General features: G+C 68.0%; 24 protein-coding genes and 3 pseudogenes. 20 read left to right on the forward strand and 7 right to left on the reverse strand.

Features of this window, described 5'->3' with window-relative positions; all coding sequences use genetic code 11:
• Window positions 1-82 precede the first annotated feature (82 nt).
• Window positions 83-526 (reverse strand): SDR family NAD(P)-dependent oxidoreductase, encoded by a 444-nt coding sequence (locus B1A87_RS21765; RefSeq protein ID WP_260681112.1) that lies wholly within the window; start codon window positions 524-526, stop codon window positions 83-85.
• Between the two features lie 83 nt (window positions 527-609).
• Here B1A87_RS21765 and B1A87_RS21770 point away from each other — a divergent pair, with 83 nt between their 5' ends.
• The 4 genes from B1A87_RS21770 (at window position 610) to B1A87_RS21780 (ending at window position 3,714) form a co-directional block, all read left to right on the forward strand.
• Entirely contained in the window at window positions 610-1,215 is a 606-nt protein-coding gene (locus B1A87_RS21770) for a TetR/AcrR family transcriptional regulator (RefSeq protein ID WP_078029632.1), read from the forward strand.
• A 936-nt stretch (window positions 1,216-2,151) separates the two neighbouring features.
• Window positions 2,152-2,325 (forward strand): hypothetical protein, encoded by a 174-nt coding sequence (locus B1A87_RS23190; RefSeq protein ID WP_185982433.1) that lies wholly within the window; start codon window positions 2,152-2,154, stop codon window positions 2,323-2,325.
• A 166-nt stretch (window positions 2,326-2,491) separates the two neighbouring features.
• Window positions 2,492-2,998, forward strand: coding sequence for a sigma-70 family RNA polymerase sigma factor (locus tag B1A87_RS21775; RefSeq protein ID WP_078029630.1), 507 nt, complete (start codon window positions 2,492-2,494; stop codon window positions 2,996-2,998).
• Window positions 2,995-3,714, forward strand: coding sequence for an anti-sigma factor (locus B1A87_RS21780; RefSeq protein WP_078029629.1), 720 nt, complete (start codon window positions 2,995-2,997; stop codon window positions 3,712-3,714). The genes B1A87_RS21775 and B1A87_RS21780 overlap by 4 nt, the downstream gene beginning before the upstream one ends.
• Window positions 3,715-3,792: 78 nt before the next feature.
• Here B1A87_RS21780 and B1A87_RS21785 read toward each other — a convergent pair whose 3' ends face one another.
• Window positions 3,793-4,341 carry a hypothetical protein gene (locus tag B1A87_RS21785; RefSeq protein ID WP_078029628.1) on the reverse strand — a complete coding sequence of 183 codons (549 nt, stop codon included), beginning with the start codon at window positions 4,339-4,341 and terminating at the stop codon, window positions 3,793-3,795.
• Between the two features lie 293 nt (window positions 4,342-4,634).
• Between B1A87_RS21785 and B1A87_RS21790 the strand changes: the two genes are divergently transcribed.
• Complete coding sequence (locus B1A87_RS21790) at window positions 4,635-5,054, forward strand: hypothetical protein (RefSeq protein WP_078029627.1); 420 nt, start codon at window positions 4,635-4,637, stop codon at window positions 5,052-5,054.
• A 116-nt stretch (window positions 5,055-5,170) separates the two neighbouring features.
• Here B1A87_RS21790 and B1A87_RS21795 read toward each other — a convergent pair whose 3' ends face one another.
• The 3 genes from B1A87_RS21795 to B1A87_RS21805 form a co-directional block, all read right to left on the reverse strand.
• Window positions 5,171-5,929 carry a phosphotransferase gene (locus B1A87_RS21795; RefSeq protein ID WP_260681113.1) on the reverse strand — a complete coding sequence of 253 codons (759 nt, stop codon included), beginning with the start codon at window positions 5,927-5,929 and terminating at the stop codon, window positions 5,171-5,173.
• Window positions 5,930-6,330: 401 nt separating this feature from the next.
• Complete coding sequence (locus tag B1A87_RS21800; RefSeq protein ID WP_078029625.1) at window positions 6,331-8,370, reverse strand: ABC transporter ATP-binding protein; 2,040 nt, start codon at window positions 8,368-8,370, stop codon at window positions 6,331-6,333.
• Window positions 8,367-10,124 (reverse strand): ABC transporter ATP-binding protein, encoded by a 1,758-nt coding sequence (locus B1A87_RS21805; protein ID WP_144275929.1) that lies wholly within the window; start codon window positions 10,122-10,124, stop codon window positions 8,367-8,369. Before B1A87_RS21805 ends, B1A87_RS21800 begins: the two co-directional genes overlap by 4 nt.
• A gap of 205 nt (window positions 10,125-10,329) precedes the next feature.
• Between B1A87_RS21805 and B1A87_RS21810 the strand changes: the two genes are divergently transcribed.
• From B1A87_RS21810 to B1A87_RS21820, 3 genes are all read left to right on the forward strand, one after another.
• Entirely contained in the window at window positions 10,330-10,776 is a 447-nt protein-coding gene (locus B1A87_RS21810) for a hypothetical protein (RefSeq protein WP_185982434.1), read from the forward strand.
• 146 nt (window positions 10,777-10,922) lie between these two features.
• Entirely contained in the window at window positions 10,923-11,438 is a 516-nt protein-coding gene (locus B1A87_RS21815; RefSeq protein ID WP_221937618.1) for a YbaK/EbsC family protein, read from the forward strand.
• Between the two features lie 122 nt (window positions 11,439-11,560).
• Window positions 11,561-12,409 carry a PhzF family phenazine biosynthesis protein gene (locus tag B1A87_RS21820; RefSeq protein ID WP_078029624.1) on the forward strand — a complete coding sequence of 283 codons (849 nt, stop codon included), beginning with the start codon at window positions 11,561-11,563 and terminating at the stop codon, window positions 12,407-12,409.
• Between the two features lie 29 nt (window positions 12,410-12,438).
• Here the strand turns inward: B1A87_RS21820 and B1A87_RS21825 are convergent, their stop codons facing one another.
• Entirely contained in the window at window positions 12,439-13,830 is a 1,392-nt protein-coding gene (locus tag B1A87_RS21825; protein WP_078029623.1) for a cation:dicarboxylate symporter family transporter, read from the reverse strand.
• Between the two features lie 199 nt (window positions 13,831-14,029).
• A complete protein-coding gene (locus B1A87_RS24405) occupies window positions 14,030-14,794 on the reverse strand; it encodes a hypothetical protein (RefSeq protein ID WP_260681114.1) in 765 nt (254 codons plus the stop codon).
• A gap of 3 nt (window positions 14,795-14,797) precedes the next feature.
• Between B1A87_RS24405 and B1A87_RS24410 the strand changes: the two are divergent.
• The 12 genes and pseudogenes from B1A87_RS24410 to B1A87_RS21875 form a co-directional block, all read left to right on the forward strand.
• Window positions 14,798-14,875: pseudogene (locus tag B1A87_RS24410) on the forward strand (hypothetical protein); the annotation flags it as partial.
• A gap of 151 nt (window positions 14,876-15,026) precedes the next feature.
• Window positions 15,027-15,149 carry a type B 50S ribosomal protein L36 gene (gene ykgO / locus B1A87_RS21835; RefSeq protein ID WP_056624948.1) on the forward strand — a complete coding sequence of 41 codons (123 nt, stop codon included), beginning with the start codon at window positions 15,027-15,029 and terminating at the stop codon, window positions 15,147-15,149.
• Window positions 15,150-15,296: 147 nt separating this feature from the next.
• Window positions 15,297-15,877: pseudogene (locus B1A87_RS21840) on the forward strand (thymidylate kinase).
• 810 nt (window positions 15,878-16,687) lie between these two features.
• Entirely contained in the window at window positions 16,688-17,848 is a 1,161-nt protein-coding gene (locus tag B1A87_RS21845) for a glycosyltransferase family protein (protein WP_260681115.1), read from the forward strand.
• Window positions 17,835-19,052 (forward strand): glycosyltransferase, encoded by a 1,218-nt coding sequence (locus tag B1A87_RS21850; RefSeq protein ID WP_078029622.1) that lies wholly within the window; start codon window positions 17,835-17,837, stop codon window positions 19,050-19,052. The genes B1A87_RS21845 and B1A87_RS21850 overlap by 14 nt, the downstream gene beginning before the upstream one ends.
• The gene (locus tag B1A87_RS21855) at window positions 19,052-20,191 is read left to right on the forward strand and encodes a glycosyltransferase family 4 protein (RefSeq protein WP_260681126.1); all 1,140 of its coding nucleotides are present in this window, start codon (window positions 19,052-19,054) and stop codon (window positions 20,189-20,191) included. Before B1A87_RS21850 ends, B1A87_RS21855 begins: the two co-directional genes overlap by 1 nt.
• Window positions 20,192-20,405: 214 nt before the next feature.
• A complete protein-coding gene (locus tag B1A87_RS24415; RefSeq protein WP_260681116.1) occupies window positions 20,406-21,233 on the forward strand; it encodes an ABC transporter transmembrane domain-containing protein in 828 nt (275 codons plus the stop codon).
• Window positions 21,230-22,174, forward strand: a complete 945-nt coding sequence (locus B1A87_RS24420) for an ABC transporter ATP-binding protein (RefSeq protein ID WP_260681117.1) — start codon at window positions 21,230-21,232, stop codon at window positions 22,172-22,174. Before B1A87_RS24415 ends, B1A87_RS24420 begins: the two co-directional genes overlap by 4 nt.
• 816 nt (window positions 22,175-22,990) lie before the next feature.
• Window positions 22,991-23,155, forward strand: a pseudogene (locus B1A87_RS25140) (aminoglycoside phosphotransferase family protein); the annotation flags it as partial.
• 194 nt (window positions 23,156-23,349) lie between these two features.
• The gene (locus tag B1A87_RS24430) at window positions 23,350-23,472 is read left to right on the forward strand and encodes a hypothetical protein (protein WP_260681119.1); all 123 of its coding nucleotides are present in this window, start codon (window positions 23,350-23,352) and stop codon (window positions 23,470-23,472) included.
• Window positions 23,469-24,656 (forward strand): phosphotransferase, encoded by a 1,188-nt coding sequence (locus B1A87_RS21870; RefSeq protein WP_185982435.1) that lies wholly within the window; start codon window positions 23,469-23,471, stop codon window positions 24,654-24,656. Before B1A87_RS24430 ends, B1A87_RS21870 begins: the two co-directional genes overlap by 4 nt.
• Window positions 24,653-26,266 carry a UDP-glucose/GDP-mannose dehydrogenase family protein gene (locus B1A87_RS21875; protein WP_260681120.1) on the forward strand — a complete coding sequence of 538 codons (1,614 nt, stop codon included), beginning with the start codon at window positions 24,653-24,655 and terminating at the stop codon, window positions 26,264-26,266. The genes B1A87_RS21870 and B1A87_RS21875 overlap by 4 nt, the downstream gene beginning before the upstream one ends.
• Window position 26,267 lies beyond the last annotated feature (1 nt).

Raw genomic sequence — 26,267 nt, forward strand, 5'->3', positions numbered from 1 at the left:
GCGAGCACGGCTGTGCGCCGCGACGGTGGCGGACGACGGCGGGACCTCCCGCCGTCGTCCGCTTGCGCTTGGTGTCGCTCCCCTACAGCGCCGACCAGCCGCCGTCGGAGGCGAGGATGGAGCCGTTGATGTTGGTGCCGTCGTCGCTGAGCAGGAAGGTGATGGAGGCGGCGAGCTGCGCGGCGGTGGCGGGTGTGGGGACGGTGGCCTGCATCAGCGGGCCGAGCCGTTCGGCCGCGAGCTGGGATCCCCAGTTGGCCACGATGTTGGTGATGGTGGGGCCGGGTGCCACGGCGTTGAAGCGCAGGCCCCTGGGCCCGTACATCACGGCCGAGTTCTTGGTCAGACCGACGACGGCGTGCTTGGACGCGGTGTAGGCGGCGCCGGCGGCGGACCCGCGCAGGCCGGCCTCGGAGGCGACGTTGACCACAGAGCCGGTGCCGGCGTCCAGCACGGTGACGATGACGGTCTTGCCGGCGAAGCGGCCGCTGGTGGTGGCTTCCTGCCATGTGGCTTCGTTGCCCATGATGTCCATCCAGACGTTGCTTTATTGGGTGGAGTCCACTTTATGACACTCCGTGTCATTATGTAAGGGTGAATACTGATGGGATGCCTTCGGATGCTGTGAAGACCGCAGTTCAGCGTTCCACCGGGCGCCCGGTGACGATTGATCCTGACGCTGTTGCCGCCACCGCGCTGCAGCTGTTCGCCGAGCGCGGCTACGAGCAGACGTCCATGGAGGACATCGCGCGCGAGGCGGGGATCGGGCGCAAGAGCCTGTACCGCTACTTCTCCAGCAAAGCCGAGCTCATCTGGGGCGGCATGGAGCCGGTGATCGAGGCGTCTGGGCGGGTTCTGGATTCAGCCCGGGTTACCGGCGGCGCCGGCGAGGACGTCCTGGCGCGGCTGCGGGAGGCGGCCATTGCGGGGGTTTCTGTTCTGCCTGACCTCGCGGTGACGCGGGGCCGGCTGCGGCTGATCGCCGAACACCCCGAGCTGGCCAGCCGGAGCTACGAGTCCCTGGCGCCGCAGCGGGATAGGGCGCGGGTGTACCTGGTTTCGGCTGGGGTCGGTGAGGATGTGGCGGGGTATCTGTGTGCCGCGTTCATGGGCGCGACGTTCGAGGCGTGGATGCAGTGGGCCGCCGGGACGGATCCGGATCCGGTGCCTTATTTGGTGGCGGCGGTTGGGGTGCTGCAGGCGCCGGGCACATAGGTGCCTCGGCGGCCAATGTTCGCAACGGAGCCGACCAAGGCAAAGCAACGGAGCCGACCCATCCTGCTGGTCAGGCATCTTCACCTCCCGCTGCGCATGACGAGATCCGGCACCCTACAACTCATCCCGGACATTGAACCAAACACAGCCCCATACCGTAATGCCAGTAATACGGTTCGGTCAGGCGGGTTCATGTACGGGCACGAGCAATGTCCCCCAGTGCGTACTCCTCGCCCGGATCGCATTCAGGGAAAACGAGTATTAGGGCCTCGGGGAAATGAACCGAATCAGAAGCCGCAGGGGCCCCGGGAGGGCCAGATAATGAGTACCACCAGAGCCACGACGAACGCTGCCATTGTGGCAGCCGTAAACGCGGCCACGGCCCGCTGGACCCGATCCTCCGACCAGCCCATGTCTCGCCCGCGGACGGCGAAGGCCACGAAGCATCCCCTGCTTGTCTTGGCCGGACTCATTTGCCTTTCGGTCGCGTCCTGCTCTGGCCCGGCGCCGTCCGCGACAACGGCCGGGTCCACAACCTCACCGCCCGGTCCAACCCAAAGCCCAACCGCCCCGGCGGGGGCACCTGCGGCGTCTTCGACGGCGGCCCCGCGGACACCGGCCAGGACTGTTCCAGCACATACCCCAGCCAGCCCCAGCCTGCGCCCGAAACCGACGGCTCCAAAACACGCTACGCCACCCTCTCGACCGCCAGCTCCTGCGCTGCCTGCGCCGATGATGCCTCCGCCTATGATGCCTCCGCCCGCCGCAGCATTCACCATCAGCGTTTCGATCGAGAATCAGCTGATCAGAAGCATGAACGGCGCACTTGTCGGCGGTTCAGGTTCAGTCACGAGCAGCCCCGCGGGCGTAAATTGCTTCTCAGGACAGGTGGGAACCGTCTTTTGTCAGCCAGCTTCCTTCAGCGTAGGGCAGACGGTGACGCTTGACGCGGAGCCAGGAGCCGACGTCGGAATGATGGGCGGCATGACCGTGACAGAATTCCTGGGCTGGAACGGTGTTGCCGCCCCATGCGGCGCCTCACGCCTCTGCAAGATCACGAAATTGGTACCGGGCACTTTTAGCGTCGGCGCCGTCTTCGCGCCGCGGTGATAAGGCACGACTGGCGAGGGGCGAAACACAGCCACGAAATTCTAAGAAGTTCGGGCCTGCAATCCGCTGCGGACACAGATGATCGCTTTCGTGTGGCTGACCTTGTTTCAACGTTCAGAATGAACCGTCGGCGGCCCGGCAACGTCATAGCTAGCGGGAGGTGAACATGGCTGATCAGCAGGATGAGATGCTTCGTTTGCTGCACGAGACCTATGCTCCCGCTCTATGGCGATTCGTCAGCGGTCTCACCAGGGACCATGCCGCGGCCGAGGACATCGTGCAGGAGACCCTGATCCGCCTCTGGAAGCATCCGGCCGTGTTGCAGCGTCCGGAGCCGGCGGTCCGCTCCTGGCTCTTCACCGTCGCCCGACATCTGGTCATCGATGACCGGCGCAGCGCCCGCAAGCAGCACGAAGTCCCTGGCGACAGTCTGCCCGAGACGGCGGCGGCGGATCAAACCGATCGGATCCTCGATACGTGGCTGATAGGAGACGCCCTCGCTGGCCTCTCCCCCGAGCACCGGGACGTCATAATGCACGCCTACTATCACGGCGAAACCACGTCAGAAATCGCCCAAAAACTCCACGTTGCCGAGGGCACGGTGAAGTCCAGGCTCCACTATGCGCTCCGGGCAATGCGGCTGGCCCTCCAGGAACGGGGAGTCACACTATGATTTCGAACGGGATGGACAGGTACCGCCAGTGGGACGCCGCCTATGTTCTGGGATCCCTCAACTCCTCGGAACGCCACGAGTTCGAGGAGCACCTCGCGCGATGCGATGCCTGCACCGCCGCCGTCGTGGATCTCGCGGGGCTCCCCGGCCTGCTGGCCGCGCTGACTCCGGCGGACGCAGAAGCGATCAACGATGGCACGGCTGCGCCCTCCCCGAACATGCTTCCAGGGCTGACTGCAAAGGTTCGGCGGCGCCGGAAGAGGACGCGCCTGGCCGTCGCCGCGCTGGTACTCGGGGCCAGTGCGATAGCCTCGGGCCTGACGGTGATGCTCACTGCTCCGGCGCCACCTGCCGGGCAGATCCAGCCCACCACGGCAATCAATCTGAAGTTTGCGCCGGTCGCTCCCACCCAACTGAGCGCCACAGGGTCCCTCACCGCGGTGCCTTGGGGAACACGGATCGACTGGACATGCCGTTACACGTCTTCCCCGGGCAACCTTCCCCCTCAATCGGACTCCGGCGATTCTGGCTTCGCGGAGTATGCACTGGTCATCGTGGACTTCCACGGCACAAGAACCCAGGTCGCGACTTGGGCAGCGGGATCAGGGACAGAAGTGACTCCCGCCGCAACCACCAGCCTCCCGGTAGCCCAGATAGGCAGCATTGAGATCCGCTCGCTCGCCAGTGGAAAGACGATCCTGGCGGCCAAGCTATAGGGAACCAATCAGCGCCTCGAAGGGGTCTATCCGAAGGGGCGGAGAGTCGAGGAGTTCCGAGGTGTTGGTGGCGGCTGCTCAGTACCCTGACGACCCAGGCGTGGAACCGCTGACCTTGTCACCGCCCGGAGCGACGGCCCACCAGATCCCGCCAACGCCTTGGCCCTTGACGTCGCCGGCGGCCATGTCTTTGGCATAGGTGTAGACCGGGCGCCCGTTGACGGTCGCCTGCATCGTTCCGTCGTCGCGGCTGATGGTGCCGACCTTGCCCGTTACCCCGTCCACGCCGGGCATCGGGGTGGTGGCTTTAACCGCTGGCCACATCATTGAGCACCCGGCATCGCAGGCGCTCTTGCCCGAGTTCGCGGTGTCCTTGTCAAAGAAGTACACCGCCATTCCCTTCTCATTGACCACGATGGTTCCTAGCGAGGTGCTGGCCGTCTTCAGGACCACGGCTCCGGCCACGGCCGGCGCCGATGCCGCAGGACCGGAACCTGCCGGCGAAGAACTTGCCGAGGAAGACGAGCCCTGCCCAGTCGAGCCCCCCGTGGGTGAGGACCCGCAGCCAGTGAGAGCCGCGATGCCCAGGGCGCAGGCCAAGACCACTAGTGGGATGCTCTTATTCATGATCGATCCTGACCTCCCGGGTCGGTGCGGCCGGAATTTCCGTCCACACTGAGCACACGTATCCGAACGCGGGGCGGTTCAAGACGGCGTGCGCCGGTCCGTTCCACGGAAAGAGTTCCGTGCGCTGCAGGAGCCATCCCCTGTCCGAAATCAAGGGGGAACCACGTGGTGGGCGGCCCAAGGTTACTAGCTAACTCTAGGGTGCTCTCAGCAGACTCTCAGTATCTGGTCGGGAAGCGCACCCCATGAACTGACCGACCAGGCCGCCGGGCCCTGCTCCCCATAAATCGATTTTGGGGCCCGGCGGCACTCAATCCCGGTACCAGATCACCTTTAAGGTCACGTTCAAACGCGCCGGCACCGTCAATGCCACCATGTCCTCAGGTGCGATTAGGCCTCTGGCGGTCTTCACAAGGCTTGCCAACCCCGTCGTGCACGGCACCTACGCCGCGGGGCAGGTTCTTCGGGCATCTACGACGGCGACGTTCCCCGCCGCAACGTCCGTTACCTGGCAGTGGCAGCGGGACGAGAAGCCGATCGCCGGAGCCACCGGATCGACGTACCGGCTTACCCAGAATGACCGGGACAGGTTCATCCGGGTCGTGGCGACCTATCGGAAGCCCAACTACCTGAATGCGGGCCGTGCATCGGCGCAGCGCTGGGTTCCGGGACCCACCACGTCCTGGGGCGGAGGCACGCGCATCACCTTCTAGGGTGTTTACTCCACCTGCTCCAAGAATGCCCGGACGCCTCGGAATCGGTGCCCGGGCATCTTGCTGGTTCAGGGGCGTTCGAGGAATGTGCCGATGCCGTCATCTGGCGGGCCGGCTCACTGTCTCAGTACCTTTTCGGCCCGTTCCGCGAGGACGCCGATGGCCAGGGAGAAGCGGCCAGGTAGCGGAGAAAGTGCCAGACGGAGCCAGACGGCGTCCGAGTACGCATCGAACCGGTCCGGACTGACGCGCAGTTCCTCGGCGGTGGCCAGCACCTGCGTGTGAGCCGTCAGATATCGTTCGGGCGTCATGCGGTTGTTTCGTAGATGAAGCTCCAGACGGACGTCCAGGCCGGCCAGATCCCGGGCGGCCTCGTGCCGGGCCGTACTGTCGAAGTCCAGCAACCCGGGCGGGATGTCGCCGTCGGAAACGATGATCTGCCTGTCGTAAAGGTCTCCGTGGGCCCACACCAGCGGATCCGGTGCCGTCCGGAGCAGGTTCACGGCCACATGCTCCGCAGCGGCGCGCAAGGCATCGCGCTGAGGCGAGAACTCCGGGGCGTTTTCATTGTGCCGCAGCCAGTCGTCCACCCGGCGACACATTTTCGTGGCTTCCCACTCCGGTGAACGGAGCGGAAGGCTGTCGAGAACGCTTTGCGCTGCGGGACCATGGGATCCGTTCAGTTCCGCGACCCAGGCCCGCGACCATTTCTCCCACGCCCCGGCGAACGCTTCATCGCCGACGGCGGCGTCCTCCCGGCCCAGCTCGTTCAGAGTCTGTCCCGCGATGGCGCTAAATACGATGACGTCCTCCTGGGAGCTCTGCCGGAGGATTCTGGGTGTTGTGAAGTTGCCGACGTCCAGTAGGACGTCCATCTGTGCGCAACGCTCGGCCGGCACGACGGCGCTGCCGCGCTTAAAGATCTTTATGTAGCGACCCTCCGCCCGGACGACCGCCTGGTGGTGGGGCCAGTACGAAATCAATTCACCCTGCTGTGCTTCCCGCCGCAAGGCGGGCAGTCCCGGATCGTCCAACGGGATAAGTTCGAACTGCCCGTGACGCAGGTGAGCTCCCCGGACTCCGGGCCGCCCCGGAGTCAGGACCTCCAGGACAAATTCTCCTGGTGTCTTGTCCGGCCATGCCCGCTGAATCAGCCAAGTTGTCCCCGTATCGTCGTCGGCTGACTCTGGAACGGGCGAGATGCTCCGTCCATCCATGCTTTCTCCTCCCCGTAACCAGCCGCTCTCGCAACCCTCTGCTTTCGCGAGGACCGCCCTTAGACCTCCGCCACCGGAGCCGCGAACTGCGCCGCGTACAGCGCCGAGTAAGCCCCGCCGGCCAACAACAGGGAAGCATGCGTGCCCTGCTCCACGATCTGGCCTGCCTCCATCACCAGGATGAGGTCGGCGTCGCGGATGGTGGACAGCCGGTGCGCGATCACGAAGCTCGTCCTATCCGAGCGCAAAGCGCTCATCGCCTTCTGCACCAGTACCTCGGTCCGCGTATCCACGGAAGAAGTCGCCTCGTCCAGGATCAGCACCGACGGCCGGGCCAGGAACGCCCGCGCGATCGTCAGCAGCTGCTTCTCGCCGGCCGAAACGTTGGAACCCTCGTCTTCCAGCACGGTGTCGTACCCCTCCGGCAGGGAGTGCACGAACCGGTCCACATACGTCGCCTGCGCCGCCTCCAGAATCTCCGCCTCGGTGGCAGTGGGCCGGCCGTAGGCGATGTTGTCCCGGATCGTCCCGCCGAACAGCCACGTATCCTGCAGCACCATGCCCATCCGCGAGCGCAGCTCGTGCCGCGTCATCGCGGTGACGTCCACGCCGTCGAGCGTTATCCGCCCCGCATCCAGTTCATAGAACCTCATCATCAGGTTCACCAGGGTGGTCTTGCCCGCACCCGTCGGGCCCACGATCGCCACCGTCTGCCCCGGCTCCGCCACCAAAGAAAGGGAAGAGATCAGCGGCTTGTCCGGCGAATAGGAGAACGAGACGTCGCCGAACACCAGCCTGCCCCGCCCGCCGTTCGGCGACTCAGCAGGCGCCGGATCCGGGCTCTGCTCGTCCGTGTCCAGCAGCTCGAACACCCGCTCCGCGGACGCCACGCCGGACTGCAGCAGGTTGGCCATGGACCCCAGCTGGGCCAGCGGCTGGGTGAACTGCCGCGAGTACTGGATGAACGCCTGCACGTCGCCCAGCTGCATCGCCCCGGACGCCACCTGCAGCCCGCCCACCACGGCGATCCCCACGTACACCAGGTTCCCGATGAACGTCAGCGCCGGCATGATCAGGCCGCTGATGAACTGTGCCCCGAAGCTCGCCGCGAACAGTTCACCGTTCTTCTCCCGGAACCGCTCCTCCACCTCCCGCTGCCGGCCGAACACCTTCACCAGCGCGTGCCCCGTGTACGTCTCCTCGATCTGCCCGTTCAGCTCTCCCGTGTGCTTCCATTGCGCCACGAACAGCTTCTGCGACCTCTTCGCGATCAGCGCCGTGGTCACCAGCGTCAGCGGCACCGTCACCAGCGCAATCAGCGCCAGCACCGGGGAGAGCAGGAACATCATCACCAGCACGCCCACCACGGTGAGCAACGACGTGACCGCCTGGGAGATCGACTGCTGCAGACTCTGCGAGATGTTGTCCACATCGTTCGTCACCCGGCTCAGCAGCTCGCCGCGCTGGATCGAATCGAAGTACCGCAGCGGCAGCCGGTGGATCTTCGCCTCGATCTGCTCGCGCAGCCGGTACACCGTCCGCTGCACCACGCCGTTGAGCACGTACGCCTGGATCCAGCCGAACGCCGACGCCAGCACATACAGCGCCAGCGCCCACAGCAGCACCGAGAGCAGCGCCGCGAAGTCGATTCCCGTCCCCGGCGTCAGCGTCATGGCGCCGATCATGTCCGCCTGTGAATCCTTGCCGGCCGCCCGCAGCCCCGCGATCACGTCCGCCTTGCTCACCCCGGCCGGCAGGTTCTTGGAGACCACGCCGGCGAAGATCAGGTTGGTGCCCTCCCCCAGCAGCCGCGGTCCGATCACCGAGAACGCCACGCTCGCCACGGCGAGCGCCAGGACCAGCACCAGCCACAGCCGCTCGGGCTGCAGCGTCCCCAGCAGCCGCCTGGCCGACGCCCCGAAGTTCATCGCCTTCTCCGCCGGCACATTCATCCCGGCGAACGGCCCTCCCCTGCCCGGCCCCATCGGAGGCCGCGGCGGGCCTGCTGGCCGTTCCGCGCTCCCCGCCGGACCCGCAGGACGTACGACGGCGGTGGGCCCGGTTTCCGGGGCCCGCCCGGTGCGGCTGGAGGTGCTCATGCCGCCTCCTCCGCCGCCAGCTGCGAGGACACGATCTCCCGGTACGTCTCGGACGTCTCCAGCAACTCGCCGTGCGTTCCGCGCCCGACGATCCTGCCGTCGTCGAGCACCAGGATCTGGTCCGCGTCGATGATGCTAGACACCCGCTGGGCGATGATCACCAGGGTGGCCCCGGAGGTGTCGTGCTTGAGCGCCTGGCGGAGCCGGGCGTCCGTGGCGGTGTCCAGCGACGAAAACGAGTCGTCGAAGATGTACAGTTCCGGCCGCTTCACCAGCGCCCGGGCAATGGCCAGCCGCTGCCGCTGGCCGCCGGACAAGTTGGTGCCGCCCTGCGAGATGGGCGCATCCAGGCCGCCCTCCATCTCCCGGACGAAGTCCTGCGCCTGGGCCGTGGCCAGCGCACCCCAGAGTTCGTCCTCCGTGGCGTCCGGCTTACCGTACAGCAGGTTGCTGCGAACCGTGCCGGAGAACAGGTACGGCCGCTGCGGCACCAGCCCGATGTGCCCCCACAGCAGGTCCGGGTGCAGCTCGCGCACGTCCACCCCGCCCATGAGCACCGTGCCGCCGCTCGCATCGAAGAGCCGGGGCATCAGGTTCACCAGCGTGGTTTTCCCCGACCCCGTGCTGCCGATGATCGCCGTCGTCCGCCCCGCGCGGGCGGTGAAGGTGATGTTGCTGAGGACGGGCTGCTGGGCGCCGGGGTACGCAAAGCGGACGCCGCGCATCTCCAGCTCGCCGGTGCCGACGGCGCCCGGCCCGCCGCCCGCGCCGGCAAAGCCAAGCGGGCGGGCCGGCGGGCGCACGGACGATTCCGTCTCCAGCACCTCGCCGATCCGGTCCGCGGAAACGGCGGCGCGCGGGATCATCACGGCCATGAACGTGGCCATCATGACGGACATCAGGATCTGCAGCAGGTAGCTGAGGAACGCGATGAGGGTGCCCACCTGCATGGAGCCGTCCTCAATCCGGAACGCGCCGAACCAGATCACCGCCACGCTGGAGACGTTCAGCACCAGCATCACCACCGGGAAGGCGAGCGCCATCAGCCGGCCCGCGCGCAGGGCGGTCTCCGTGACGTCCGCGTTGGCCTGCGCGAAGCGGTCGGTCTCCAGATCCTCCCGCACGAACGCCCGCACCACGCGGATGCCGGCCAGCTGCTCGCGGAGCACGCGGTTGACGGTGTCGATCCGGACCTGCATGCTGCGGAACAGCGGCACCATCCGGCTGACGATGAAGCCGACGCCGATCAGCAGCACGGGCACGCTGACGGCGATCAGCCAGGACAGCTGCGCGTCCTGCCGGACGGCCATGATCACGCCGCCGATGCTGAGCATGGGCGCGGCCACCATGAGCGTGGCGGACATCAGCACCAGCTGCTGGACCTGCTGGACGTCGTTGGTGGAGCGGGTGATGAGGCTCGGGGCGCCGAACCGGGTGACTTCCTGCTCGGAGAACTCGCCCACCCGGGTGAAGATGGCCCCGCGCAGGTCCCGCCCCATGCCCATCGCGGCCTTCGCCCCGAAGTACACGGCGGTGACGGCGCAGGCGATCTGCAGCAGCGTGATGAACAGCATGAGGCTGCCCACCCGCAGGATGTACCCGGTGTCCCCCTTCGCCACGCCTTCGTCGATGATGTCCGCGTTCAGCGTGGGCAGGTACAGCGAGGCGATGGACTGCGCCAGCTGGAAAACCACGACGGCGATCAGCAGCCGCCGCTGCGGCCGCAGGTATTCAACGAGCAGCTTCCAGAGCATCGGGACTCCACGTCACTCGAAGTGATTTGAAGGCCAGTCTACGTCCGGACTGCTTGGGACGAACTTGGGCTGGCTGGGCATGTTGGGGGCCGCCGCGGGGCATATGACAGGCGGCTGTCCGGCCGCCCCTGTAGGCTGTGCTCACCGCCGGAAAACCGCGGTATCCGCATGTTGAAGATTGGGGACTTCATTGGGGGAACAGCGTTTGGATTCCGGCGCGCCCGGGGACATACCGGCGGCCATCCGATTATCGACGGCGTGCTGGCTCACCAGCGCCGTGCTATTCGGCATCGTGCCGGTCATCCTGGACGTGGCAGGAATCAACTTCGGCCAGTCCATGCCTCAGTGGGCGGTGCCCTACATCGTGGCATTCGCGGTCCCGCTGACTACCCTCCAGGTGTGGGCGGCACTCCAGCTGCCGCACGGGGCGCGGTGGGCGCGGCTCCTCCTGACAGCGGCCGCCGTCGTGTCCGTGCTGGCCGTGCCGCTGGACCCGTCGGTGCCCATCCTGGCCGGCCTGGCGCTGACGCTGGCCGGCACGGTGCTGATGTGGCTGCCCGTGAGCAACCGGCACTTCCTGCTGGTCCGGAACGGAGCGCGGGCAGAGGCTTTGGACCAGGAGTCCGGGCGCTGCGCGACAGTGGGTGCCTGAGCAGGACCATTTGACGATGTGTCTTGGGCCAGAGCTTGGGCGGCGGCCGCCTTTCTGGTTATCGTCAGGGAAAGCCGCTGCCGTGACGGCCAGGCTGCGCGTCGCGGGAATACCGCCCGCCGCTTTAGCCGGAAGAGAGAACTCCTGTGACTGACACGATCCTCCTGCCCGCGGTGGCCGACGCCCTGGCCGCCCACAGCGTCCGCCACGAGGTGCTCGAATGCTCCCCCGAACTCGCGGACACCGCCGAGTTCTGCGAGCACTACGGCTTCACCCTCGACCAGGCGGCCAACACCATCCTGGTGGCGTCCCGCAAGCTCGACCCGCCCCGGTACGCCGTCTGCGTCGTCCTCGGCACCACGCGCCTCGACGTCAACCGTTCCGTCCGCGGCCTGCTGGACGTGAAGCGGGCCTCCTTTGCCGACGCCGAAACCACCGTGGCCCAGACCGGCATGCTGGTGGGCGGCGTCACCGCCCCCGGCATCGAAGGGCTCCCGGTCTATGTTGACCGGGCCGTCATGGACGCGCCCCGGGTGGTCATAGGCGGCGGGAACCGGTCCAGCAAGATCGTCCTCGCCCCGGCCGAGCTCCTGAAGCTGCCCGGCGTCGAGGTGGTGGACGGGCTCGCCACTCCGCGCGAACCGGCGGAACAGCGGGACTAGGCAACAGCTGGACTGACCGGAGGCCACTTTCGCGATGTGGCTATGGTGCGGCGTCCGGCCACCCGCCTACCGTGGATGAGGGCTTCGTCAGAAGATCCGCTAAATCCGAGAGAAAGGGCAGCATGGGCGCCGCCGTCAACGAATATCCGTTCTCGCAAGTAGACGTCTTTGCGCCGGGACCGAAGCCGGGCAACCCCGTCGCCGTGGTCCATGACGCCGATGACGTGTCCACGGAACAGATGAGGAGCTTCGCCAACTGGACCAATCTGTCGGAGACCACCTTCCTGCTGCGGCCGTCCCGCCCGGAGGCGGACTACAGGCTGCGGATCTTCACACCCCGCGCCGAGCTTCCGTTCGCCGGGCACCCCACCCTCGGCTCGGCCCACGCCTGGCTGGAGAACGGCGGCCAGCCCAGCAGTGAAGGACAGCTGGTCCAGGAATGCGGGGCCGGCCTGGTGAACCTCAGGCGCACGGAAGACGGGCTGTCCTTCGCGGCGCCGCCCCTGCGCAAATCAGGCCCGGTGGAACCCGCGGTGCTGGCTCAGGCGGTGGCCAGCCTCAGCATCAGCCCGGAGCAGGTTCTGGGAAGCAACTGGGTGGACAACGGCCCGGGGTGGCTGGGAATCCGCCTGGCCACGGCCCAGCAGGTTGTTGACCTCAAGCCCGATTTCGCCGCCATGGGCGACCTCCTGGTCGGCGTCATCGGCGCCTTCGAGCCCGGCGGCCCGGCGGACTTCGAGGTCCGGGCCTTTGCCCCCGGACTGGATGTGCCCGAAGACCCCGTCACTGGAAGCCTCAACGCCGGCTTGGCGCTGTGGCTGCGCAGCGAAGGCGTGGTGGCCGGGGACTACACGGTCCGGCAGGGAACAGTCCTGGGACGCGGCGGACTGGTCACCCTTACCAGCGAAGCGGACACCATGTGGGTGGGCGGCGCCAGCCGCACCGTCATCCGCGGCAGCGTCCGGCTGTAGGCCACCAGGAAGCCCACGACGGCGGCGGGTCACCGCACCGGTTCAGCCACCTCGCGTTCGCCGGATCCCGCCGGCACGCTGCCGACGGCGGCAGGAACCTCAGGCGCGCCGGCCGCCGTCGGGCGTTCACCGCTTTCCCCGCGGAACGCCTGGAGCATTGCCTCCCGGTCAAACTGGCCCTCCCACTTCGCCACCACAAAGGTGGCCACGCAGTTGCCCAGCAGGTTCACGGCGACCCGCATGGAGTCCATGACGCGGTCCGCCCCCAGCAGCAGTGCCACGCCGGCCACGGGGAAGATGCCCAGCGCACCGGCCGTGGCGGAGAGCGCCAGGAAGGCCGAGCCCGGCACGCCCGCCATGCCCTTGGACGTGAGCATGAGGACGCCCAGGGCCGCGAGCTGCTGGCCCAGGTCCAGGTTGTGGCCGAAGGCCTGAGCCAGGAACAGCAGGGAGATGGAGAGGTACAGCGCGGCGCCGTCGAGGTTGAATGAATAGCCGGTGGGGACCACCAGCCCGGTGGTGGCGCGCGAGCACCCGGCGTTGGTCAGCTTGGTCATGATGCGCGGCAGGACGGACTCGGTGGAGGCCGTGCCCAGGGCAAGCAGGAACTCCTCGCGGGAATACCTGATGAACTGCCACAGCGGCACCCGCGGATAGACCCAGGCAACGAGGAACAGCAGCCCGATGAAGATGATGGCCGCGCCGTAGCAGGCGGCGATGAGCACCGCGTAGGTGCCCAGGGAGCCGAGCCCGTACTGGCCGATGATGAACGCCATGGCACCGAACGCGCCGATGGGCGCCACGCGCATGACCCAGCCCATGATCTTGAAGAACAGCTCCAGCACGGTCTCCAGCAGGTTCACCACCGGCAGGCAGCGTTCACGGCCCACCACCACGATGGCCGCCCCGAAGAAGACCGAGAAGCAGAGCACCTGGAGCAGGCTGTTGGAGGCGAAGGCGCCAGCAACGCTGGTGGGAATGATGCCCAGCAGGAACTGGCCCGCGTCCTTGGGCGGGGCAGTCCCCGTTTTGGCGTCCAGCGCATCCTGCGACAGCGTGGCGGGGTCAATGTTCAGCCCGGCGCCGGGCTGGACCACGTTGCCCACGATCAGGCCGAAGACCAGCGCGAGCAGCGTGGCGCCCGTGAAGTACACCAGGGCCGTCACCCCGACCCTGCCCACGGCCCTGACGTCCCCCACCGCAGAGATCCCGGTGACGATCACCAGGAAGATCAGCGGCGCAATGATCATCTTGATCAGCTGGATGAAGCCGTCCCCCAGGGGCCGCAGGTTCGAGCCGAGGCCCGGCCAGAAGTGCCCGACAAGCACGCCGAGGCACACCGCCACGAGAATCTGGAAGAACAGCTGTTTGTGGAAGGGCTTCTTCGGTGCCTGGACAGCGGGAGACGCTGGGAGCTTCATCTGGTTGCCTATCGATGTGCGGCGGCACAGGGGTGCCGTTCGGTCACAGGCAACGCTAGGGACCTCATGTTTCCGGCACGCTACATCCGCACTGCGGAATTGTTTAACCGCTTAATGGAACTTCTCGTCCGTTGAATGGCGCGCTCGAGGGGCGGGCCAGCCGCGGTGCGGCTCAAGTTGTATTTGAGAACGATTCTCATTAGTTGGAGCCATGCATCTCACCGTCGTTAGTTCCCTCGATGCCCTGTGCCGGCAGCAGGCGTGCCAGGCCCTGGCCGCCACCCACCCCGGGGCCGTCATCGTCCTCCACGACCTGCCCGAGAACGGTCGCGTCATCCGCCGCATCTTCGGCCGGTCCGGGCCCCTCGAGCGCGAGGAAACCCTGCTGGAACACGGCTGCCTCAGCTGCACGGTGCGCCTGGACGTGGTTCCCACCGTCGAGCGGCTCTTGGCGCTCGGCGAGGACCACATCATCGTCGGGCTGCCGCCCGCGGTTCCCTCGTCGACGGCCATCCAGGCCCTGAAGCGGGGACCCGCCCACGAGTTCGCCGTGGACGCGGCCGTACTCGCGTGCGCGCCGGATGCCGTGGAAGACCACATCTGGGACCACTACACCTTGTTCGAATCCGGGTTCACTCCCGTCCCGGACGACGAGCGGACCCCCGGAGAATTCCTCATCGGAGAGCTGCAGTTCAACGACACCATTCTTTGGGCCGATCCCGAACTCTTCCCGGTGGACCCGGAGGGGCGTGCCCGCGGCCTGCAGTTGCTCCGGGAGTTGGCGCCGCATGCGGACATCACGCAGGACGCCGGCAGCATCCGCGGTGGCCGGCATGACCATGCGGAGGCCGCCGGCAGGACCGTTCCCGGCACGGTGCGGACCCCGGCCGGACCACCCGCGGCACCCTTTACCACCGTCATCCAGCGGGTTCAGCGGCCCCTCCACCCCGAGCGGTTCCGGCACGCGTTGGCCACGCTGGCGCAGGGATGCTGCTGGCTCCGCGGCCGGCTGTGGGTAGCGGCAGCCCCGGGTTGCCGGATCGCCGTCCAGGGAATCGGGCCGCGCGTCTGGCTGGAAAACACCGGCCCGTGGCTGGCCGACCAGGGCGCAACCCCGGCGGACCGCAGCACGGACCCGGACGCGAAACCGGGCCCGACGAAACCCATCCCAAAGACCCCAAACAAAGGAGCAACGCATGAAAGTTCGGAACTCGCTGCGGGCACTGAAGAAGATGCCGGGCGCGCAGGTGGTACGCCGCCGCGGCAGGACGTTCGTCATCAACAAGAAGAACCCGCGCATGAAGGCTCGCCAGGGCTGAGACCCGCCGGATCGGCCGCGGGGAGCGGCGCCGGGACCGGCCGCCGGGACCAGGTGCCGGTCTCGCTGCTGCACGAAGTGAGCTGTGCCTCACCTAGGGACGATCCCGCGCCGAGCGTCGTTGGAACCAGTGGCGGAAGGAGGCCACTTGATCATTGTCCTGACAGGAATCGACGGCTCAGGAAAAACGACGGCCGCCCACGCCCTGGTTGCCGCCGCCCGCGCGCGCGGCAACAAAGCGCTGCTGCTCAGCAACTACGCGGGCCGGCGCAGGATGTCGCTGCTCAGCACCAGGTTGGGCGCCCGGCTCCCGGCCCGACTGGCCGATGCCGTGGAGACTGCCATCCGCATAACCAACGTGCTGGTGTCCCATGCCCGGGCCCGGAGGTTTCCCGGCCTGGTGGTCATGGACCGCCATCTCCAGTGCCAGCTGGCGCTGCGCCGGGTCAGGAACATGCCGCGCGGATGGCTTCTCCCCGGCTCATCGGGGCGCTGCCCCGTCCGGACCTGGTGGCGTATCTGGACGTCAGTCCGAAGCGGGCACACGAGCGAATCGTGGCCCGCGGCACCGATGAGGAATCCCTGGCCGATCTGCAGTCGCTGCGCGACGCCTACCGCTCCCTGCCGGAGTACACGGACTTCGTGAAGATCGACGCCGATGCGACGCCGGCCGCCGTGCTCTCCGGGCTGGCGGAAGCCACCGACGACACCGGCGGGCTCAAGGTTTAGTCAAGAATTTCCGAAACCCGGCGGATCCGCCGACGTGCGCGTCAGCGCGACGCTACATTGGATTCGAGCTCTCCGCTTCCCCCCAAGACGGAGCGCCGGAAGCCTCCGCGCTTGAGTCCGCAGGATTCGCGCGGAGGCTTCCTTCATACTTCCGCCAGACCGGCACGTTCCTGGCCGGGCATAAAATCCGGACTGCGCCCCATCCACAGACCTCACCAAATTGCAGGAAAAGCAACGCAGCAGATCCCCCGCCAACATTTTCCGAGATTCGCCATTCGATGCATTTAATTCAGTGGTGGAACGTTGAATTTGAGCATTGACCTTAACGTCAAGCGGTGGCAACGTGGGAGTCAGTTCCCACCCTCCCATTGACGCGGGGGTCTTAATGCACATGTACTTCATAGCCTTGGTTTTTGATTCGGGCAGGCGCGGACGGAGCAGCCCACGCCGCGCCGGGGCCCTGTTACTCCTTGCCGACACGGCAGCCTTCGCGGCGTTCGTGGCGGCGTTCGTCTCTGGCCGAGGCCGGCCACCCCCAGGCACCAGCAGCCCAGGCACTGTTCCTTTTGTGATTCGACATTTGTCAGCGAGAACTTGGTCGGTAGCGTGAAATTGGTCGGCAATGTCCTCCGACATCTTGCGGCGGACATTTATGAGAATTCTTTAATGATTCCCTGATTCCCGAACAAGCCTTGTCTTTTGGCTTGCACATCAAGAGTTATTCCGGTGAGAGTCCGGCAGGCTATGGGGCCCACCTTGGAACACATACGAATTGTTCTTTATTCACACGACTCCCTCGGTCTGGGGCACGTGCGCCGCAATCTGGCCCTCGCCCATGCCCTGACCAACCAACTTCCCGGACTGATCGGGCGTGAGGTGACCGGGGTCCTGGTTTCCGGCACGACGCTCGCCCCGGGATTCGAGCTTCCCCCCGCCTGGGACTGGGTGATCCTGCCGGGCGTGGAAAAGGGCCGCGGCGGCTACCGTCCCAGGAGCCTCGACGTTCCCATGCCGGACCTGGTGTCACTGCGGGCTTCCCTGCTGGAATCGGTCCTGGGCAGTTTCCGCCCCGATCTGGTGGTGGTGGACCGGCATGCGACCGGGATTCACCGCGAACTGGAAGTGGCCCTGCGCCGGGCCCGCGCCGCCGGGCCGGTGCGGATGGTGCTGGGCCTGCGCGAAGTCCTGGATTCGCCGGAAGCGGCCATTGCAGAGTGGGACCGCGAGGGCGGCGAAGGGCTCGTGACATCCCTGTTTGACGCCATCTGGGTTTACGGCGATCCTGCCGTCCACGATCCGGTTGCCGCGGGCGAAATTCCGCACTCCTTCCGCAAACTGATCCACTACACCGGATATCTGGCGGCCGGGCGGCCGCAGGGTTCCGGGCAGCTGAGCATGCGGCGCCCCTACTTCATGACGACGGTGGGCGGCGGCGCCGACGGCCACGCCCTGGCGAAAATGGCGTCCGACGCCGCCCTGCCGCCGGGAGTGGGCCACCTGATCGTGGCCGGGCCACAAATGCCGGCGCAACAGCTCAACGACCTCCGGCTGCGCGCCAAGGCGGGCTTCAAAATCGTGGACACCCTGGACGACATGGTGCTCCACATGCGGCGCGCCGAGGCAATCGTTTCCATGGGCGGCTACAACACGGTCTGCGAGATCCTGGCAACCAGGGTCCCGGCGCTCGTTGTGCCGCGGACCGAGTCACGCTCCGAGCAGCGGATCCGCGCCGAATCCCTCGCCGCCGCGGGCTACCTGGAACACCGCGACATCGGCATGCTGACGCCCGCCGTCCTCGCCGACTGGCTCGTCAAGCAGCTCGGCACCAAGGTGGACCGCCGGCGAGCACAGCTCAACGGACTGGTCCGGGTGCCCCAGCTGGCCGCCGGCCTCCTGCTGCCCGTGCTGGAATCCATTGGCACCCGTCCGCTGGACCATATCCGGGAGGGCGCCGCGCATGTTGCCATCTGAACCGGGCACCGCCTACATCCTGAAAATGTACCCGCGGTTCTCCGAGACGTTCATCGTCTCCGAGATCCTGGCGCGCGAGGCCGCCGGGGACAGGATTGAGATCTTCTCACTCCGTCCGCCCAACGACCCCCGGTTCCATCCTGAACTGGCACGCGTCAAGGCGCCGGTGACGTACATCGCCCGGCCGAAGAGCGCCGAGCGCGTGTGGGAGACGTTCCGTGCCGCTGAAGCCGCCGGCCTCGCCCCGGCGGTGTCACGGGTTTTCACGGAACTGGCCACCATGGACACGAATGATGCGCTCCAGGCCATCAACCTCGCCGTCGCCCTGCAGAACCGCAACATCAGGCACCTGCACGTTCACTTCGCGTCGATCCCCACGACCGTTGCGAGGCTCGCCTCGGCCATCACCGGCATTCCCTATTCCTTCACGGCCCACGCCGTGGACATCTTTGTTGAGACCGCCGACGACGATCTCCGGACCAAGTTTGCCCAGGCCCACCATGCGGTGACCATCAGCGCCTACAACCTGCGGTTCCTGCGCCGCCGCTTCCCGGACGTCACCTCCCGCCTGCACCTGGTGCGCAACGGCCTGGAGCTCGACCGCTTTCCGTACCGCGACCCCCGGCCCATCGGTGCCACGGTGCGCGTGGCCGCCGTCGGACGGCTCGTGGAAAAGAAGGGGTTCCAGCACCTTGTGCCGGCCGCCGCCGAGCTCGTGGCCCAAGGCGTCCCCCTGGACCTGAGAATCGCCGGAACAGGAGTGCTGGCCGCACAACTGCAGTCCGCCGTCGAACAGCTGGGACTGGCGGACCACGTCAGGCTGCTGGGGCCGCAGACCCAGGACCAGGTCCATGAGCTGCTGGATTCCAGCGACGTCTTCATTGCTCCCTGCGTGGTGGCGGCGGACGGCAACGCAGACGGCATGCCCACGGTGCTACTGGAGGCCATGGCCACCGGCGCTCCGTGCATCTCCACCGCGGTCACCGGGATTCCCGAGGTGGTGCACAACGGGCGCACGGGAATCCTGACCAGGCCCGGCGATCCGCACGTCCTCGCCCAGGCCATCCGCCGCATCAGTGCGCCGTCAACGGACAGGGCGTCCCTGGCGCGCAATGCCCGCGCCCTGATCGAACGGGACTACGACGTGCGGCACCAGGCGGAGATGCTCCGCGCCCTGTCGCTCGAGGCAAGGAAGGTGGCGTGATGCGCGTCGCCTACATATGCGCCGATCCCGGCGTCCCCGTCTTCGGCACCAAAGGATCCTCCGTCCATGTCCAGGAGATGGTGCGCGCCTGGCGCAGGGCCGGGGCCGACGTCACGGTGTACTGCGTCCGCGCCGGAAACGACAAGCCGGCCGACCTCGGCGGGCTCGACGTCGTCGAGCGGCCGCCCCGCAAGGCAGAGCCTGCCGGGCGGGAGCGCGCGGTCGAAGAGGCGGCGTACTCGCTCGGTGACACTGCCCTGCGCGACGGCTGCGACGTGGCCTACGAACGTTATTCGCTGTTCAGCCCTGCTCTGTCCTTGGTGGCCGGCACGCTGGGGGTCCCGGCCGTCCTGGAGGTCAACGCTCCGCTGATCGAGGAGCAGCAGCGGTACCGCCAGCTTTTTGATGTTGGCCTCGCCGAGTCGATGCTCCGCCGGAACGCCCTGGCTGCCGACGCCGTGGCCTGCGTCTCGGAGCCCGTGCTCCGGTGGGTGAAGCAACGTGTTCCCGAGGCCAGGACCGTGCTGGCGCCGAACGGCGTCAACACCGACCGGATCACCGCCCGGCCGTGGGAGCGGCCGGGCGGGCGCCCCGGGCGGCCTGGTTCCGGGCGTTTCGTGGTGGCGTTCACCGGCACCCTCAAGCCGTGGCACGGCGTCCCGGACCTGCTCGAGGCGGTGGCCCGGGCCAACGCTGACCCGGACAGAGCGGGCCTGTGGACGGTACGGATCATCGGCGACGGGCCGGGCCGGCCGGACCTCGAACGGCTCGCCGCCCGGCTGGGCGTGGAGGCCGAGTTCACAGGAGCGGTGCTGCCAGAGTCCGTGCCGCGCCTGCTGCACGAGTGCGACGCCGCCGCGGCACCGTATCCGCAGCCGGAGCCGGGCCAGGACCACTACTTTTCGCCGCTGAAGGTATACGAATACCTGGCAGCGGGCATGCCGGTGATCGCCACGGCCGTGGGCCAGATTCCCGCCGTCATCGAGCACGGCCGCACCGGGCTAATGGTCGCCGCCGGCGATCCGGCGGCGTTCGCCGCCGCCCTGAAACGTCTGGCGTCAGACGCCGCGCTCCGGGAACGGCTGGGCACCCAGGCCCGGGCCGCCGCCTGTCTCTTATACACATCTAGATGTGTATAAGAGACAGCAGCTGGGACGGCGTGCTTTCGCTGATCACCGCGGCGCTGGCATCCCGGCAGGAGGTGGCCCGATCATGACCGCGCACGCCCACCGAGCGCAGCCGTCAGGGCAGCAAGAGGCCGTCGCGCGGAAGCCGTGGCGGCCGCCCCGACTCGGGCGGAACCCCTCCCGGCCGCCCAAGCCGGAGTCCGGGCTTCGGCGCACACTGCGCTGCGTGCGCCCGCATCTCCAGGGCCACCGCCTCCTCATGGTGGGCGGATTCGCCGGCTTGGCATTCGACGTCGCTTTCCGCCTGGTGGAACCGTGGCCCCTCAAGCTGGTGGTGGACGCCGTGTCCCGCTCGCTGGGCGCCACGCTGCACAGACCCGGTCCCACCCTGGACGCTAGTGTGCAGACCCTCATCCTGTGCGGGGCAGCGGTGGTGGCCATCAGCATCGGGCGCGCCATCTCCAATTACTGGTCCTCCATCTGCTTCGCCCTCATCGGGTCAAGGGTCGCTGCGGACCTGAGGGCGCGGGCCTTCCGCCACGTGCAGAGCCTGTCCATGCGCCACCACACGAAGGCGTCCACCGGGGACACCGTGCAGCGCCTGGTAGGCGATGTGTCCCGGCTGCAGGACGTGGCAATCACCGCAGGGCTCCCGCTCATGGGCAACATGGCCACCCTGGTGGCGATGATCGGCATCCTGCTCTGGCTGGATCCCCTGCTTTCTTTGGTGGTGATTGTGGCCGGCGGGGTCTTCGTCCTCCTATCCCGCGCCAGTTCAGGCCCGATCACGGCGGCGGCCGGCAACTCCCGCAAGGGCGAGGGTCACCTGGCCACGACGGCGGCGCAGACTTTGGGAGCCATCCGGGAGGTCCAGGCCTACGGCCTGGAGGACACCATCAGTTCCGGCTTCCGCAGCAGCAACCAGGCCACCCTGGGAACGGGCGTTGCGGCGCTGCGGCTGGCCGCCGGCCTTGAGCGGCGCACCGACGTGCTGCTGTCTCTGCGACGGCGGTTGTGCTGGCTGGCGGCGGCTGGCGGGCCATGGAGCACGTGATCACGCCGGGTGACCTGGTGATCTTCCTGATGTACCTCAAGACGGGCATGAAACCCCTGAAGGACGTGGCGAAACAGATTGGCCGGCTCGCCCGGGCCACGGCCTCCGGCGAGCGCGTGGCGGACCTGCTGGAAGCCCAGACGGACCTGCCCGAATCCGCCCATGCCCGCCGACTGGACAGCAAGAACCCGGACATCGTGATGGATGACGTATACGCGGGCCACGGCGAAGGAATGGTGCTGCACGGGATCAACCTGACCATTCCGGCCGGCGAGCATCTGGCCATCCTGGGCCCGTCCGGCGCCGGAAAGTCCACGCTGGCCAGCCTCATCCTGCGCATGATCGATCCCGCCACCGGATCGGTCAGGGTGGGCGGTGAGGACCTGCGGGACCTCAAGATCGCGTCCGTGCGGTCGCATGTGTCCATCCTGCTGCAGGACTCCGTGCTGTTCGGCACTTCCGTCCGGGACAACATCCGGTTCGGCCGGCTCGACGCCACGGACCAGGAAATCGAGGAGGCTGCTGCCCTGGCCCAGGCCGACACCTTCATCCGAACCCTTCCGGACGGCTACGACACGGTGCTGGGCGAAGCGGCGAAGGACCTCTCCGGCGGCCAGCGGCAGCGGATCGCGATTGCCCGCGCCATCCTCAGGCGGGCGCCGATCGTCATCCTCGACGAGGCGACGGCCGGCCTGGACGCAGCTTCCCGGGATTCCGTACTGCAGGCCCTCGCCGCCCTGACGCGCGAACGGACCTCCATCACCATCACCCACGATGTCCACTCCGCCCGTTCGTGCGACCGCATCGTCTGGCTCGAAAACGGCAGGATCGTGGAGGAGGGACGCCCGGAAGTGCTGCTGCGGGATCCCGGAACCCGGTTCGCCCGCTGGATGGATGACGAGGACCCCAGCCGGCCCGAAGAGAAGCTGGAAGTGCCATGACCGGTGCGCAGGCCTCGTTCAAAAATCCGGACTGCTCCCTGGCCAGCCGCGATGATGCGCTGCCCGGCCTGCCCTACCTGCTGGACAGTTCCCGGCTGTCTTCGCTGCTCGGCGAAACCGTCCGCGTCACGCGGGTCCGCTACAAGCCGCGCACCTCGTTGCTGGTGGCATTCCGCCGTATCCGCAACGGTGCCTTCGACTACGGCTGGGCTATGACCCGGACGCGCGCCGGCAACGCCAAGCTCCTTCGGCGCGAGCTCACCTCCCGGTCCCGCGGTGGAGACATCCGGGTCCTGCGGCCCGATCCGCGGCAGGACGACAACCTGGTGGCGGTGGGCGGCGTCGAGGACGACTGGGTTCTCTACGGGAACCTGCTCTGGCTGCGCGAACACGGCATGGAACGGCTCGGCCTCCCGCAACAGCCCGGCAGCGTGCTGGCCGGCACAGGCAGCGTGCTGCGGTACAAGCCTGAACGCCGCCTAGTCCTCTTCGTCCAGAACTCCGGTGCCCCGGTGGTCATCAAGGCCGCCGCAACGCCGGCCGGGCGCCGAGCAGCAGGCCCATTTCCTGGAGCGGCTGAACCTGCACGGGGTTCCGCACCTCCCCCAACTGGGGACGCCGAATGCCTCGAGCACGGCATCAGCGCCTGCGCGGCCTGGGGCGGCGGCGACCTTGCCGGGCTCGACGACGACTCCGGAGCCGTCAGCGCGGGGGAAGCCCTGGCCAGGCTACACGGCATCCCCCCTCGGCGGTTTCCCGGCGGGGCCGGACGTCTGGCGGGACGACATCGCCGCGCAGCTGCAGGCAACGCGGTCCATGGTTGCGTCCCTGCTCCCCGCACTGGAGGAACCGGCCCGGCGGGTCGAAGCCGAGCTGCGCGCCCGGCTGCTGAAGGACGGCGCCGCGTCCGAGTACGTCCTGGTGCACGGCGACTTCTCCGCGGACCAGGTGCTGGTGGGAGGTTCGGAGGTGCGACTCATCGATTTTGACCGGGCGCGCATCGGCGCGGCCGAGGCCGACCTGGGATCGTTCGCTGCGGCGGAGGAAGCGGTGCGCGCCGCCGCCTCCAGGGAACCCGCCGGGCCGCCCGGCGCGCTAGGGGCGCCGGGGGTCCGAAGACCGCCCGGCTCAGCGAGGGCTACGCCGCGGCGGGCGGCCGGTTCACCGAGGCGGGCTTGGACGCCTGGGCAGCCTTCCGGCTCTTCAACAGCAGCGTTGACCCCTTCCGGGACCGGTCCCCGGAATGGGCCGCCGACATGTCCTGGCACCTGCGCCGGGCCGAGGAGCTGATCTCATGAACTGGCATCCTCCCGTACCGCGCCGCGTCACCGACCCCGCAGGAAATGAGTGGCTGGTGGGCCGCGCGTGGCCCGGCGTCTCGGCAGGCCGGTATGTCCTCGAGGTTCACTCACCCGGCTATCCCGGGGTGCTGGGCGGGTTCTTCCGCGAAGGCCGGTTTGTCCCGGTGTCCGCGGACGACTCCAAGCTGCCCGCCCTCGCACGGGAGTCGCCCAAGGGCGAAACAGTGGTCCACCGCGCCCACAAGCGTGCAGTCCTCCGTGCCGGCGACACGTACATCAAGGTGTTCCGGCCTGAACAGGCGCCTGCGGCGGCCACAAATCACGTGTTGGCCACGGCACCCCTGGCCGGCGGCCGCTTCAGGACACCGGTCATGACCGCAACCCGGCCGGACGTCCTGGCGTTCAGCCGCGTGGCCGGCCGGTCCTACTACGAGCTCGGCCAGGACCAGGCCACCGTCAGTGACGGCTTCTTTGCCGGCATGTGGGGTGGCTGGTCGCGGGCGTGGACGGAAACTGTTGCCCGCGCCAACAGCTCCGCTTTCCGCGGCAATCTGGAGCAGCTTCCGCTGCGCGATGCCGAAGAAGAACTGGCCAAAGTGCGGCGGTGGATGGATCGCTGGCTGCTCCACAGCGAAGGGATCCCCGAGGCCGCACCGGGACGCGCTGCACTCATGGCACAGGTCGATGCCGTAAAGGCCGGTCTTTTGGCCGGGCCCCCCGATCCCCTCGGGTGGTCGCACGGAGACCTGCACGACAAGCAAATACTGGGCACGGATAGCGCCGGAATGGGCATCGACAACACCGGAGCGCCGGGCCTGCTGGACTTCGATGAAGCGTGCAGGGCCGAGGCCGCCCTGGACCTGGCGAACCTGGACGTGCACCTGGAACTGCGGCGGAGGCAGAACCTGCTTACAGCACGGCGGTTTGCGGCGGCCCACGCGAGTATCGTGTCCGCGGCAAGCCGCCTGCACGTCAGCCCGGAACGGTTCGAGGCGTATGCCGCCTCCGCGCGGCTCCGGCTGGCCTGCATTTACTCCTTCCGCCCGCCGTGGGGATCCTGGGCGGTGAGATACCTGACATCCATGGACCTGGTTTCGCCGGAGCTGCGCCGATCCCCCGGACGCCGAGCAGCCGGGCGCGAACCTGTCCCGCTCTTGAGCACAGAACGAAGCCTGACATGAGCAATTCCGCATGGGGAGATTACGTCGCCCCGTCCGTCCCGCCGTCGTCCGTTCCCCCCGCCCCTGCTGACGTGACCGCCACCGCCGCCGGCCCGTCCGGAAACGGCAGCGGGCCGTCAGGGAACGGTACCGGCCCGTCCGCAAACGGGGCCCATCCGTCCTCCAACGGCAGCGGGCCGTCAGGGAATGGTACCGGGCCCGCGGGAAACGGCACGGCCCCCGCCGGCCTTTCCCTGTCCGTCATCGGGACCGGGTATCTGGGCACCACGCATGCCGTGTGCATGGCGCTCCTGGGCCACCGTGTGGTGGGAATCGACGTCGACGAGGCCAAGGTCGCGGCGCTTTCGCGCGGCAAGCCGCCGTTTTTCGAACCGGGCCTCAAGAAGCTCCTGCGGATCATGCTGGAAAGCGGCAGGCTGACGTTTACCAGCGATTTCTCCGCGGCCCGCGGCGCCGACATTCACTTCGTGTGCGTCGGCACCCCGCAGGAGGCAGACTCCCCGGCGGCCGACCTCCGCTTCGTGGACGCGGCGCTCGCCCGGCTGGCCCCGCACCTGGACCGGCACTGCCTGGTCGCGGGAAAGTCCACCGTCCCGATCGGCACGGCGGAACGGCTCACGGAGTTCGTCCGCGCCAGCTCCCCCGCGGGCAGGCTCGCGGAGCTGGCCTGGAACCCGGAGTTCCTGCGCGAAGGGCATGCGGTGGAGGACACCCTGCACCCGGACCGGCTGGTGTTCGGTGTTGCATCCGAGTGGGCACGGGACCGGCTCGCGGTCTGCTACGCGCCGATCATCGCGCAGGAGACTCCGGTGGTGGTCACGGACCTCGCCACGGCCGAGCTGGTCAAGGCCGCCGCAAATTCCTTCCTGGCCACCAAGATCTCCTACATCAACGCGATGGCGGAGGTGTGCGAGGCGACGGGCGCCGACGTCAACGACCTGGCCAGGGCGCTCTCCTACGACACCCGCATCGGCGGCCGGTTCCTCAAGCCGGGCCTGGGCTTCGGCGGCGGCTGCCTCCCGAAGGACATCCGCGCCTTCACCCACCGGGCCAGGGAACTCGGCGTCGGGCAGGCTGTGGGGTTCCTGCGGGAGGTGGATGCCATCAACCAGCGGCGGCGCCAGCGCACGGTGGATCTCATCACCGAGATGGCCTGCGGGGACCTGGCCGGCGTGCGGGTCACCGTCCTGGGCGCCGCCTTCAAGCCCGACTCGGACGACATCCGCGACGCTCCCGCCCTGGATGTTGCCCGCATGCTCCATCAGGCCGGGGCCAGGGTGACCGTGTACGACCCCAAGGCCATGGACAACGCCCGCCGGAGCTACCCGGACCTGGCCTATGCCGGCTCGCTGGAGGCCGCTGTGACGGGCGCCGAGATCGTGGCGCTCCTGACGGAATGGGACGTGTTCCGGCGTGCCGATCCGGCCGCGCTGGGCGAACTGGTGCAGCTGCGGAACATCGTGGACGGCCGGCACGCGCTGGACGCCGACGCCTACCGGGCCGCCGGCTGGGACTACCGCGCCCTCGGAGCTCCCACCCGCCTGCCGGCGCGGACGCAGGCATCCCGGCGGCTTGAACCGGCGCCAAGGGACGCGTCACTGGGTGTTTAGG

Source organism: Arthrobacter sp. KBS0703 (assembly GCF_002008315.2).
Taxonomy (GTDB): domain Bacteria; phylum Actinomycetota; class Actinomycetes; order Actinomycetales; family Micrococcaceae; genus Arthrobacter.